We start from the raw sequence: 13,484 nt of genomic DNA on the forward strand, positions 1-13,484 counted from the left end.
CCAGTGGAAGCGGAACTCAATCTTCGCAAGATAAAATTTGCCGCTTTTGACTTGGATGGAACATTAATTGATGACAGAGGCGAGCTTATTGGTGATGTCCATGGCGCAGTGAACATGCTGCGCCAAAGAGGCATTATACCCATTATTGTGACAGGAAGAACCTATGATTCTTTCTTCTCTCTGGATTTAGATCGATCTCTACTCGCCTTATTTCATCATGATGTTTTGCTGAATGATGGGAATGTCATTTGTCATCATGAAAAGAAAACATTTGAGGTGAAGCGGTATGTAGATGCAGCTTTATGCCAACAGATCATCACATCACTTGATGGAAAAGCTGAATTTGTCATGGAATCTCATGGGAAGCACGTGGCATCAAGTAAAAGCGCTAAGTTGAAATACTGCATGCTATATAGCTTTCCACGAGAAAAAATAGAGGTTGGTCACAAGAAAGAATTCAACTTTGAGCGTGTCACAAAACTATTTATTTTACCAAAAGAAAAAGTGGATCTTGCTCAACAATTAAAAAATTGTCATTGCGACGTAGCAGATGCCCAGTTTTTAAATGCTCAAGTCATATCTCCAAAAGGGATTTGTAAGGCAGACATGCTTGAGCACTATTTATTCGATTGTTTTGGAGAAGGAGATTTAGATCGTGTGATTGCCTTTGGAAATGGTCATAATGACAGGCTGATGCTGAAGAAGGCCAAGTGGGGGCTAGCCGTTCAAGATAGTCATCCGTCGGCGATTGAGTTAAGTGATGTTCATTTACAGGAGCCTATTTCTGATTATCTATTTAAAGTTTTACAATCATTTGAAACGCCGCACGTTATCAATGAAAAGGGAGGTATTTAGTTGAGGACCCTTCAACTGCCTTTACCAGAAGCATTAGAAGATACAATGATATCGGATTTTATGGAAAGAGTTTCATTTCTATCTGCTCATATTGTGCACGTGGCTCTTAACGAAGAGGAATCTATGATTGAAGTAACCGTAGATAAAATGGGAGACAAAGAGGCAATATCAACTGCGTTTTCGAATCTATCGTCAAATATCGCACAGCTGCGGAGATTTCGTGAAAAAGAAATAAAATCAAATATTCATTTATCTAGTGAGCCTGTTCATTCGAAACTAAGCGAGGAAGATCAGAAAAGAACCTTCTATGATGAAGTTGAATTGGAACTTTCAAACTACTTTGATCAATTATTTTTAAATATAGGGATTTCACTTGGAGCGAAAGTAAGGCGATACCCTTCGACGATCAGTAAAGATTTAATGGAAAAATGTAAGTATCATACGAATTTTCCACAAAATATTTATTCTGTTTTTGAGATCCCTCATGATTATCAAATCATTGATGATATTCGAGAAAAGCATCATGGTTTTCAGCCTGAACACTTCCAGCAGGCAGGCCGTTTTTTACAGCCGTGTATTTGTTATCACTGCTATGAGGAATGGGAAGGGAAGACGTATACAGACAATCAAATGATGACAGCAACGGGGCAATGTTTTAGACATGAAATCTCTTGGAAAGTGGACCCTCTCAGGAAAATAGAATTTAGTATGCGCGAAATTGTCTTTATTGGTCATCAAGAATTTATCAATGAAACGAGAAAAACACTCCTTGAGAACACATGGGAATGCTTTCATCAACTTGGTCTAAGTGGAAAGGTCACGACCGCAAATGACCCTTTTTTCTTTTATGATGATATGGATAAAGCGAATTATCAATTAATGGCTAATAGCAAATATGAATTAGTCGCTGTGACAGAAAAGAAAGACGTTTCAATCGCTTCTTTTAACGACTGCGGAGAGATGCTTTGTGAAAGGTTCCATATTAGCGGAGAAGATGGTCTGCCGCTTTATTCAGGTTGTGCGGCATTTGGGATCGATCGTTGGGTTCAAGTGTTTTTACAAACATACGGTCGAAATCGAAAGGATTGGCCGAAAGACATGCTTCATTTAAAGGAGGAGCGCTATGCTGCAAAGTAATCTGACTCAAGAAGAACATACAGCTCTCACTTTATCCACTCCTTTTTTAAAAGCGAGTCAAATTGAAGAGATGCAGGAGCTTTTGTATAAGCAGCAAGACTGGAATGTCATTCTCGGAATGCTGCATGTTCACCGGACAGCAGGAATTGCGTGGAAGAATATTAAACGTTATGCCATTCATTTAAGAAAAGAGTTTAAAGCGACTTATTTTTTAAAGTCATTAGAGATTATGTATAAGGGTCAATTAGAAACGGCTCGAGACAATATCAAGTTAAATAATCAGTTATTTCAAGCACTTGATCAAAAAGGAATTGAATATGCCATTGTAAAAGGAAGTGTGATTGGCCAGTGGGCATACGGTGATGTTGGGCTTCGCTTATTTGGGGACAACGATCTCTTTATCTCACAAGATCAGCTGCAAGAAACTGGACACGTATTAAACGAATTAGGCTATATTCAAGGTTCTTGGAACTATGAAACGGAGACAGTCACACCTGCCAAACGCAAAGACATCCTTTACCTCATCATGAACTCACATCAAACCTACACCTATATGAAACCTACACCAGATTGCCGCTTTATTGATTGTCATAAAATTGATGTTCAGTTTTCAGTTGACCTCATGACAGGAAACCGAACGGATTCAATCGTCAAAGAAATGCTGTCTAGACGAATTCAAACGTCTGTTGACGAGCACCTTGTATGGTCTTTAAAAGAAGAGGATATGCTTCTTTTCCTATGTATTCATTTTTATAAAGAAGCGATTTATTTAAATGAAGTGGAGTCAATGAAAGATTTACTGCTTTATAAACTGCTAGATATATATGGCATGTTTATGAAGGAAGACCTACTTGATGTGGATTTGTTTGTCCGCCAGACGAAAGCGTATGGCTTTGAAAAAATGGTCTATTTTGCTTTTCATTATGTGAATGAGGTCTTTCCTCAAACGATTCCTGAACTTGTCATGGATGCACTTCAGCCTGAATCGCTTACTTATTTATCCGAAGTGCTGGATGCAAATGATGTCGTTCATACTTGGAATCAACCAATTCGTAAACGATTCTTTCATATTAATCGATCTTTAGATATTAACAAGCATTCTGTGCATAAGGAGTAGTGTCATGAAAGATCCGGCATCGCTATTTGATTTTAAGGGAAGAAATGACGTGATTTGGTATGGAAATATGAATCAAGAACAAAGCTGGGATCAAACAAGAGCGTTACCAGTCATGACAGACCATGTTCAAAATGATCTGGTTCTTCAGCAAGAACAACAACTGCTTTTGATTGCATCTAAAGAGCATCATGTCATCTTGCATCATCAGCCTGATAAAGCTTTTTTAGCCTATTTGGAAAATCAAGGTGTCCAGCTTCCGCATATGACTCAACTAGACCAAGCATTTAAATTAAATGGACTGATTGTACCGTATCTTTTAGATGAATCCCTTGAAAAAGAAGCATTGATTGAAAAAAGAACGATATACGGCTCAGATGCTACACTCGTAAAGCAGTTCAATCATAAGATTTCTACTAGAAGATGGGCAGAAGAACATCTGTTTAACGTCACGTGCGGCGCTATCTGTCATCATGCTGACGAATTAAAACAGACGTATGAAGAATTAAAGGCGAAGAATTTCTCCAAAATGGTTCTGAAAATACCTTATGGATCATCTGGGAAGGGGCTGCGTATTTTAAAAAATGACCGAGAATTTATGCAGCTGCTGACCTTTATTGAAAGAAGGAATATCGAAACGGATTTGCTCTTAGAGGGATGGCATCCGATTAAACGCTCCTTAAATGCCCAATTGCTCATTCAAGAGAAGGGGTCACACTTACTCTCCATTACAGAGCAGAAAATTAATGAGGACGGCATTTACTTAGGGACGGATTTTGCGCCTGTATATGAATTGGATAAAAAACGTGAATACGAAGCAAGTATGCATCGAATCATAGAGCTTCTTTATGATGAAGGGTATCGTGGTGTGGTTGGTGTCGATTCAATTATTGATGAAAATGAACAGCTCATACCGATCATCGAAATAAATGCCCGGTTCACACAGGTCACTTATTTACTCCCACTGATTTGTCGTTTTTTTTCAACCTACGAATATATCGAAAGCCGCTTTAAAAGATTCTCATGCCGCGCTGACCTGCCATTTGAAGATGTCTTAACGGAGGTAACAGAAGCACTTAATCCGGGAGAAGATGGCGGGTTCTTTATTTATACTTTTGGTAAGACGAGATCTGATGATATGTGGCACTATCGATTGTTTATCTTGTTTTACCATATGAAGAAGGACAAGCAGATTCATATGCTGACCATGTTTGATGAGATGGAATTTTCATCAGAAAGGAGGAGGAGTAGTGCTGGAAAATGACTTTACGCTCTTAGAGAAAGCGAATCGTTATGGGACGCCGATGTATGTATACGATGGAGATGCATTGAAAGAGCACTATGAGCACATTACATCATGGCTCCATCAAACAGCTGAGGTGTTCTTTTCATTTAAGTCCAATGGAAATGTCTCGATTGCATCATTGTTACGGTCTTTTGGAGCTGGTATAGAAGTGGCTTCTGAAGGAGAGCTTTTCATGGCGATAAAAGCAGGTTATTCACCGCAGCATATCATTTTTTCTGGACCGGGTAAGCAGAAGGAAGAGATTGATACCGCTGTTCAGCATGAGATCTATTGTATTATCGCCGAATCTAAGGAAGAACTCACCTACATCGCTGAGTCTGCAAAACGTCAAGACAAGCAGGCATCAGTAGGCATTCGGATCAATCCAGAATCAATTGAGTCACGGGCCAAAATAAAAATGGGCGGAGTTCCAAGTCCGTTTGGAATAGATGAATCTAAACTGAATGATGTATTTGATCTGTTTCAGAAGTATGATCATTCGCTGCTATTTAAAGGTATCCATATGTATCTGGGGACTCAAGTTCTTGATGAAACATCGCTTTTATCATCGTTTGAATACACACTTAATACAGCTGTTCGAATCAAGAATGAATATGGACGAACATGCCAGATGGTTGATTTAGGTGGCGGTTTTGGCATTCCGTATTTTCAGCATGAAACCCCGCTTCATGCTGAAAGGCTATTTCAACACGTAGCGGATTTGATTAGATCATATGAAACTGAGCTTGAATTTCCGAGGTTTATTATAGAAATGGGGAGATTTCTTTTAGCAGAATGTGGTGTTTATTTAACAACCATACAATATGTAAAAGAATCAAAAGGGCAGCCGTTTTTAATAGCAGATGGCGGGATGCATCATCATCAAGCGATGACGTTTAGAGGCAGACTGCTCCGCAATAATTACCCTATGCGGCTTATTAAACATTCCAGCAACACCGCAGACGTAGTGAAACAATCAATTGTTGGTCCGCTTTGTACACCAGAAGACTTAATTGGCAGGCAGGTGGAGCTTCCGCAAGGGGAAGTAGGGGATCTTCTTTGTATTGAGAAATCTGGTGCATATGGACTGAGCTACAGCCCTACCTTATTTTTAGGTCATTCTTCTCCGCTTGAGCTACTGTTGTTTGAGGGGAACGATTATGTTGTGCGAGATAGAGGGACCCCGGAAGATCTCTTATGGAAACAAAATAGATCACTCTTTAGACAAAGGAGGGGTGGAAATGAAACTGACAGAGCTTCGACAAGAAACGATTGATCGTCTCATTCACCAATTTTCAGAAAGAGCAGGGCGGCTGGATGCCGAATCTCGGTTCCCACATCAGAATCTAGACGAGCTGATTGATTGTGGATTACATGTCGCCAATATGCCGAAACAAGACGGAGGTCTTGGATATGGATTTGAAGAAACGATCACCTTGTTGTCACACATATCTAAAGGGTGTGCGTCAACAGGCCTCATTATGGCGATGCATTACTATTCGCTCGGCGCATTTTCTGAAGTGCTGACAAATGAGCAGCAGGCTTCGGTATTTGACGATATTCGGCATTCAGGAGAGTTCATCGCTTCTGTCAGCGACCCGAATGTGATTTTTATTTATCAGCGAAAGCAAATGGAGGGAATTCCAACCATCACCGCCGAAAAAACAGATGGCGGATATCTTGTGAGTGGAACTAAGTTTACCGTGACAGGTGCACCGCGCATTAAATATTTGCCAATCTATTGTGAGTATGCCCCGTCGTCATGTACATCTCAATATGGAATGACGGCGCTCTTAATGACATTACCGAGTGAAGGTGCTGCGGTGGAGGAATCGTGGAATTATTCGGGAATGAGAGCATCGATGAGTCATCACATTCATTTTGATCAAGTGTTTATACCCGATCATCAGCTCATCGGGCGTGAAGGCTACGCAATAGAAGATACTGAACATTTAATCTATTGGTTTCGTTTAGCTGTTACCGCTGTTTATTATGGGATTGCAAAGGCAGCATATGAACATGCCCTCGGTATGGCATATAAAAGGAATGATCGAATTTCTAAGAAAAAATCAGCCTTTTTACCAGGTCAACAATTTCGTATTGCAGATATGAAAATGAAATTAGATGTTGCACATTCTCAGCTCATGGCCTGTGCCCAGCAAGCAGATCGAGAAAAGAAACAAACTCATTACTCGAGTGAGTTGTATACGAAGACGCTGATTACTAAACACTTTGTGACGCAGGCGGCAGAAGAAATTGTGGAGCTGGCTTCTCAGGTCGAGGGTTTTTCTTCATTACAGCAAGGATCTTTGCTCGAGCGATTAAGCCGAGATGTGAAAGCGGCAAAATTTCATCCACCTTCAGAAGATGTATTAAAAGAAGTGATTGCGAAAAAAGAGCTGGGCATTATCCCGTTAAAAAATCGCTGGGTATGATGGCGGAAAAAAGGAGGAGACATATGTGGCTACTGCAGCACCTATTTACCGAAACAATTATTTAAACTGTTCACAATTAACGATTGCAGCCATGCTTCTTAGACAAGGAATTCAAATCGACAGGATTTGGAGGCAAGCTGGTCTTGTTTATAGATCTCAAGACCAAGGATTTGTTTTGATCGGTTCCTTTAAACATTTTCGTGAAGATATTCTGCATCATAATGGCATTCATTTAGAAGAAATTTTTTACACCGAAGAGGAATTAGACCTCTATATGAATCGGATATTTAAACAGCATCCTGAGAGAGGCACTGTGTCTGTTTCTTTAGATATATTTGAATTACCGTACTGTCCATTTTTTGAAAGAGAACATGGATATCATACATTGGAAGTACTTGAGGTGAATGATGATCATGTAGTGATCAGTGACCATGCTTATTCTTATCATGGCACATTGAGTAAAGAACATTTGATGAAAGCCGCACGCTCTGTCTACGAACATACGCCTCGAACCGAAAATCGTTATAAATGGATCAAACAGGTTGATCTTGAGAAAGAACCGGATGTAATGAAAGTTTTAAAAGAGCATATCGCCATATTAGAAGGTGCACCGCCACATTTTGAATTGCCTGGAGCTATCACAGGTCTTGATGCAATTTCAGTCATTCAAAGAGATTATATAGATAGTATCAAAGGTGATGAAAATGGTAATTTATTAGACAATGTTTATTTTGAAGGACTAAAGGATGTCGCCAACTCCAGAAAACATATGGTGACATTTTTATCATCATATGAAAATGAGCATTTACAACCCCTTATTCAAGCATTTGAAGATGCTTATCAAAGCTGGACAGTGCTTGCTAATTTTACAGCTAGAGTCGGCCTCAGCAAAAATCCTCGCAGTATGATTGAAAGGACGTCGAATCGGTTTCAAAAAACATTAGAAGTGGAGACAAGCCTTCTCACGCAACTAAAAGAGGTGATTCAAAATGAAAACCTATCAACCCCTCACTCTTCATGATTATGTCAATAACAGAGGCATCACATATCAAAATGAATATGAAAAAGGCCAATTAACCATTGGCGGGGCTTCTTTGCCGGCTGAGTTGGTCATGAACGTGAAAGACTCTTTGGTCGAAGGCATTCCTTTTCAGTTCATTTATCAAGATCAAGGAGACAATATTGAATTAGAGGGTCAGTCTATTCAACTTCAGGCAGTTGAAGCAGAAGCGCTCCATGTCGTTGGCTGTTCATCTAATGGTAATCTCTACGAAAAGATGACATTATTACGAGAGGGGACCGTTGTCTTGGAGTCTCGTCTTTCATTAACCGATGTGATTGAACGTGAACCTGCATTTGATGATCGATTGGCTTATGCATTTGATTATATTCATACGGTAGCCGGCATCAATCATCATTTGACATCAAACCTATGGATTGATTCGCTTTCCTTCTCGCAAAAAATCGTTTTTGATGAAATCCGTTTTCAAGATAATCCATTTATGCATATTTTCGCAATGACGATCCAGCAGTCAGATCATTGATGGAAGGGAGCCATGTCTATGTGCGGCATTGCAGGTTATTGTCATTTTAACAAAGCACCACTTGATCCACACATCTTACTGAAGATGAAAAACGTACTTAGTGTGCGTGGACCTGATGATAGTGGTGTATATCAAGACGACTCAGTTGGTTTGGTTCATACGAGGCTTTCCATTATCGATATTCAATCTGGACCGCAGCCAATAACAAATGAAGATGAGTCTATTTGTGTGATTTTAAATGGCGAGATTTATAATTTCCAAGAACTAAGAGAGGACTTATGGAATAAAGGTCATACGTTTCGTACGCTGACAGATACAGAAGTACTTGTTCATGGCTATGAAGAATATGGGATTTCTTTTATTGAGCAATTAAATGGAATGTTTGCAGCTGCGATATGGGATCAAAAGAAGAAAGAATTCTTTTTATTTAGAGACCGGTCTGGGATTAAACCGCTTTATGTTTCAGAATGTAGAGGAGGGCTTATTTTCGGATCGGAAATGAAGGCTCTTCTTCAGCATCCAGATATACAAATTGCCATTCAGCCTGAGGCTGTCCTTAGTTATTTATCCTTCCGTTATGCGATCGGCGAGCAAACTTTCTTTCAAGGAATTCAAACATTACCCCCAGGTGTCATCTTGAAAATAGATGAAACAGGAATGACAAAAGAGGCCTATTGGCAATATCCTTTCCCATCTGATGGAATTGACAGGGGAGAACGTTATTATCAAAAGGGATTGTTTGAATTACTTCAAGATAGTGTGCAAAAACAAATGATGTCTGATGTACCTGTAGGAGCTTTTTTGAGTGGAGGAGTGGATTCGACTTCGATTGTTGCTTTGATGTCCAAATATGTGAACGAGAATATTCACTGTTTTTCGACCAGCTTTGAAGAGGAAGGCTTTTCTGAAGAAAGCTATGCCAAGCTCGCAGCAGAACAATACAACGTCAAGCTTCACTCACATCGAATGAGTGAAGAAGAATACTTTCAATTATTGCCAGAAGTTGTGAAACGAAGAGATCATCCTCTTTCCATTCCTCATGAAGTCGCTTTTTACCATATGTCACGTGAAGCAAAAAAACATGTAACGGTTGTTTTGTGTGGTGAAGGAGCGGACGAATTGTTTGCAGGGTATGGACGTGTATTTAGGAGTCCTTCAGATTGGCGTAAAATTTTATGGCTTCAAAAAAACCGAAAGCTGTCATCGATCCTTTCAAAGGTATTATTTGAACCGTCCTTTCAGCAGCAGGTGCATCAATTTATCCATCTTGATGGGGAAATGGAACATTATAAAAAAAGATATGCTTGGTTTACGGATAGCGAAAAAGAGCAGCTTTTAGGTCAGCAAGCTCATTCAATTGATTCTGCTGATTTGCACATGAATCAATTGATCGCCCATTGCTTTAAAGAGATGGAAGGGGCGTCGTATGAAAACAAACTGCTCTATTTATTTCAACAAATTCATTTACCCAACTTGTTAGACCGGCTTGATATGATGACGATGTCACACGGACTAGAAGCACGTGTACCGTTTCTTGATCATCGCATCATCCAATTTGTCAACGATATGCCTTTCAAGTACAAACTTCCTTATAAAGGGCTACCTAGCAAAGTGCAAGCATTTTTCCAGTCGAGCCTTAAAACAAGTGAGGTCCAAGATATTCCGAAATATATGTTGAAAAAGACAATGGAGCAAACGGTGGATAAGCGTATATTATATAGAAGAAAAATGGGTTTTCCGGTTCCGGTGTATCATTGGATGAACAAAAGAATGGAAGAAATCGAAGAGAAACTTCTTGATCAACAAAGCTTTGCAACACAATTATTTCAAAAAGAGCCGCTAGAACAATTTTTGCGACATCATTCGAATCAGAAGAACAAAAATGGAGCGGACCAAAAAGTGTGGATGCTTTACAACTTGGAATTATGGCATGATCACTATATCAAAGGGGCGCGTCTTCCGCTCCAAACTAGTCATTAAGAGGCCCGGTCTATTCCCCCTTCCTGCTGCATATATGATATGGAAGGGAGTGATGCGATTTTGAGGCTGAGTGAGCTGTCAGGAAAAGAGATCGTCGATATTAAAAGAGCGGAGCGGCTTGGCGTGCTTGGACAAACCGACCTTGAAATAAATGAACAGGACGGTCAAATTACAGCACTCATCATACCTTCCGTCAAATGGTTTGGCTTTCGAAAACAAGGAAATGACATCCGCGTTCCGTGGAATCACATTCAAAAAATAGGATCAGATATGATCATTCTCGATGTGCCTGAAGAACTTCAGCCGCACGGAGAAAAAGAGCACCCATCATAAAAGGGTGCTCTTTTTCTTTTCTCTCTCCGATTTGTTCACAGGCTGAATCCTCTCCTCATATGCTGAAAGGGAGATTCGGAAAATATTACAGACTTTTTTAAATAAAGAAGGTGAACGGTCAGTATGTTGAGCGGTTTAACGGTTGCAGTGATCGGGGGAGATGCTAGGCAGCTTGAAATCATTCGCAAGCTGTCACAGCAGCATGCCAAAGTGTTTTTGGTCGGATTTGATCAGCTGGATCATGGATTTATTGGTGCTGAAAAGCTGAAAATGTCAGAGCTTCCATTTGAGCAGGTAGACAGTATGATCCTTCCGGTATCAGGTGCTACAGACGAAGGGGTCGTTGCCACCGTTTTTTCAAATGAGAAGGTCGTGCTAGAAGCTAAATATTTAGAAAGAACCCCTGCACATTGTACCTTGTACTCAGGTATTTCTAATATGTACTTAGACAATATGGCAAAGCAGGTGAACCGGAAGCTTGTGAAGCTGTTTGAGCGAGATGATATTGCCATATATAACTCTATTCCAACAGTTGAAGGGATTATCATGATGGCCATTCAGCAAACGGATTATACGATTCATGGGTCACATGTCGCTGTTCTCGGGCTTGGTCGAACAGGGCTCACCATTGCCCGCACATTTCGGGCGCTAGGTGCGGAAGTGAAAGTTGGTGCTGCGGATACAGCCCATTTAGCGCGAGCCTTTGAGATGGGACTTGATCCATTTTCAATGGACCGTTTAAAAGATGAAGTAACGGATGTCGACATCATCATCAATACGATTCCAAGCTTAGTATTAGATTCATCTGTCATCGTTAGCATGACACCAAAGACACTCATTTTGGATATCGCCTCCCGCCCAGGTGGAACAGACTTTGACTTTGCACAAAAGCATGGGGTGAAGGCGCTTCTTGCACCAGGACTTCCAGGAATTGTGGCACCAAAGACAGCCGGGCAGATCATTGCAAAAGTGCTTTCTGGGCTCTTATGTGAACTTGCGGAGGAAAAAAGGGGGATGGAATCATGACAACACTAAAAGGGAAAAGAATCGGCTTTGGTTTAACAGGTTCCCACTGCACGTACGAAGCCGTTTTTCCGCAAATCGAATCACTCGTGAAAGAAGGGGCAGAAGTGCGTCCTGTCGTGTCGTATACGGTGCAAAATACAAATACGAGATTCGGAGAAGGAGCGGACTGGATTGAGCGGATTGAGAAGCTGACAGGATTTCAAGCGATTGACTCAATCGTCAAAGCAGAGCCACTCGGACCTAAGCTTCCACTTGATTGTATGGTCATTGCGCCTTTAACAGGCAATTCAATGGCGAAATTTGCAAATGCACTGACAGACAGTCCAGTCTTAATGGCTGCTAAGGCTACTATTCGTAATCATCGCCCTGTCGTTTTAGGCATTTCCACCAATGATGCATTAGGTTTAAATGGTACAAATCTCATGAGACTCATGTCGACAAAGAACATTTTCTTTATTCCATTCGGCCAAGATGATCCATTCAAAAAACCGACTTCCATGGTAGCGCATATGGATCTACTGACGAAAACAGTAGAAGAGGCGCTCGAGCATAGACAAATTCAGCCCATTTTAATTGGATCAAACGAATAATAGATTCACTAGAAAATCATGAAAGATTCAAAAAAGGTACTTCAAGCCTTGCTTTTCTATGGTAAAATAAAATGTAAAAAGTCATAGGATGGCCATCCGAAAGAAAAGAATCATGGATGGGTCGGAAGGAGTTTTACTGATGGGAAGAGGATTGCATGTAGCTGTAGTTGGAGCGACTGGAGCTGTCGGTCAACAAATGTTAAAAACACTAGCTGACAGAGATTTTGAAATGGATACACTTACTCTACTATCCTCAAAACGTTCTGCTGGAACAAAAGTGACATTCAGAGGTCAAGAGTATACCGTTCAAGAAGCAACACCTGAAAGCTTTGAAGGGGTCAATATTGCACTATTCAGTGCGGGAGGAAATGTTTCCAAAGCGCTAGCTCCTGAAGCAGTCAAACGAGGTGCAATTGTTGTCGATAATACAAGTGCTTTTCGTATGGACGAAAATACCCCTCTTGTCGTACCAGAGGTAAACGAAAAAGATTTGCATGACCATCAAGGGATCATTGCAAACCCTAACTGTTCAACGATTCAAATGGTGGCGGCGCTAGAACCGCTTCGTCAAGCGTATGGCATGAAAAAAGTCATTGTGTCTACTTACCAAGCAGTATCAGGTGCAGGACATGAAGCCATTGACGAACTGTACAGCCAGTCGCAAGCCATTTTAAATAAAGAAGATGTGAAACCAGAAGTCATGCCTTATCAAATTGCCTTTAATGCGATTCCGCAAATTGATAAATTCCAAGACAATGGCTATACATTTGAAGAAATGAAAATGATCAATGAAACGAAAAAAATCATGCACTTGCCAGAGCTGGAAGTAGCGGCAACATGTGTGAGACTACCAATTGAAACGGGTCATTCAGAATCAGTTTACGTTGAACTTGAATCAAATGACGCAACGGTTGATGACATCAAGTCCATCCTAAAAGATGCACCAGGCATCACATTACAAGATGATCCGTCTCAGCAAATTTATCCAATGCCTGCAGATGCTGTTGGTAAAAACGACGTATTTGTCGGCCGCATTCGGAAGGATTTGGATCGTCCAAATGGCTTCCATATGTGGATTGTATCTGATAACCTGCTAAAAGGCGCTGCATGGAACTCCGTTCAAATTGCAGAAAGCTTACGAGCATTAAAATTAGTTTAACATTCAATGGATGATGAGGACGAATA

The 13,484-nt window shown here is 40.5% G+C and carries 13 protein-coding genes; all 13 read left to right on the forward strand.

All coding sequences use genetic code 11. The annotated features are described in order from the left end of the window. The first annotated feature begins 3 nt into the window (after nt 1-3). The 13 genes from MHI58_RS08535 to asd all read left to right on the forward strand — a co-directional run bounded on the left by MHI58_RS08535 (nt 4) and on the right by asd (nt 13,458). A complete protein-coding gene (locus MHI58_RS08535) occupies nt 4-855 on the forward strand; it encodes an HAD hydrolase family protein (RefSeq protein ID WP_324657932.1) in 852 nt (283 codons plus the stop codon). Next, on the forward strand, nt 856-1,992 hold the full coding sequence (locus MHI58_RS08540; protein WP_052472182.1) for an aminoacyl--tRNA ligase-related protein: 1,137 nt from the start codon (nt 856-858) through the stop codon (nt 1,990-1,992). Then, nucleotides 1,979-3,109: a nucleotidyltransferase family protein gene (locus MHI58_RS08545; protein ID WP_041090459.1), complete on the forward strand. Its 1,131-nt coding sequence runs from the start codon at nt 1,979-1,981 to the stop codon at nt 3,107-3,109. Before MHI58_RS08540 ends, MHI58_RS08545 begins: the two co-directional genes overlap by 14 nt. Nucleotides 3,110-3,113: 4 nt before the next feature. Next, nucleotides 3,114-4,370 carry an ATP-grasp domain-containing protein gene (locus tag MHI58_RS08550; protein ID WP_052472179.1) on the forward strand — a complete coding sequence of 419 codons (1,257 nt, stop codon included), beginning with the start codon at nt 3,114-3,116 and terminating at the stop codon, nt 4,368-4,370. Then, on the forward strand, nt 4,357-5,667 hold the full coding sequence (locus MHI58_RS08555) for a hypothetical protein (RefSeq protein WP_052659628.1): 1,311 nt from the start codon (nt 4,357-4,359) through the stop codon (nt 5,665-5,667). Before MHI58_RS08550 ends, MHI58_RS08555 begins: the two co-directional genes overlap by 14 nt. Beyond that, nucleotides 5,633-6,826 (forward strand): acyl-CoA dehydrogenase family protein, encoded by a 1,194-nt coding sequence (locus tag MHI58_RS08560; protein ID WP_045034287.1) that lies wholly within the window; start codon nt 5,633-5,635, stop codon nt 6,824-6,826. Before MHI58_RS08555 ends, MHI58_RS08560 begins: the two co-directional genes overlap by 35 nt. Nucleotides 6,827-6,851: 25 nt before the next feature. After that, a complete protein-coding gene (locus tag MHI58_RS08565) occupies nt 6,852-7,847 on the forward strand; it encodes a hypothetical protein (RefSeq protein WP_045034288.1) in 996 nt (331 codons plus the stop codon). After that, nucleotides 7,816-8,370 (forward strand): hypothetical protein, encoded by a 555-nt coding sequence (locus tag MHI58_RS08570; protein ID WP_041507274.1) that lies wholly within the window; start codon nt 7,816-7,818, stop codon nt 8,368-8,370. Before MHI58_RS08565 ends, MHI58_RS08570 begins: the two co-directional genes overlap by 32 nt. A 12-nt stretch (nt 8,371-8,382) precedes the next feature. Then, nucleotides 8,383-10,350 (forward strand): asparagine synthase (glutamine-hydrolyzing), encoded by a 1,968-nt coding sequence (gene asnB / locus MHI58_RS08575; protein ID WP_082055565.1) that lies wholly within the window; start codon nt 8,383-8,385, stop codon nt 10,348-10,350. Nucleotides 10,351-10,410: 60 nt separating this feature from the next. Further along, nucleotides 10,411-10,683: a YlmC/YmxH family sporulation protein gene (locus MHI58_RS08580; RefSeq protein ID WP_008344726.1), complete on the forward strand. Its 273-nt coding sequence runs from the start codon at nt 10,411-10,413 to the stop codon at nt 10,681-10,683. 123 nt (nt 10,684-10,806) lie between these two features. Further along, nucleotides 10,807-11,709 carry a dipicolinic acid synthetase subunit A gene (dpaA, locus tag MHI58_RS08585; protein ID WP_017359065.1) on the forward strand — a complete coding sequence of 301 codons (903 nt, stop codon included), beginning with the start codon at nt 10,807-10,809 and terminating at the stop codon, nt 11,707-11,709. Continuing rightward, on the forward strand, nt 11,706-12,299 hold the full coding sequence (dpaB, locus tag MHI58_RS08590; RefSeq protein ID WP_017367267.1) for a dipicolinate synthase subunit B: 594 nt from the start codon (nt 11,706-11,708) through the stop codon (nt 12,297-12,299). Before dpaA ends, dpaB begins: the two co-directional genes overlap by 4 nt. Nucleotides 12,300-12,438: 139 nt before the next feature. Next, the gene (gene asd, locus MHI58_RS08595) at nt 12,439-13,458 is read left to right on the forward strand and encodes an aspartate-semialdehyde dehydrogenase (protein ID WP_041090413.1); all 1,020 of its coding nucleotides are present in this window, start codon (nt 12,439-12,441) and stop codon (nt 13,456-13,458) included. Nucleotides 13,459-13,484 lie beyond the last annotated feature (26 nt).

This window comes from Bacillus sp. FSL K6-2869 (assembly GCF_040869405.1).
Lineage (GTDB): Bacteria > Bacillota > Bacilli > Bacillales > Bacillaceae > Bacillus > Bacillus altitudinis.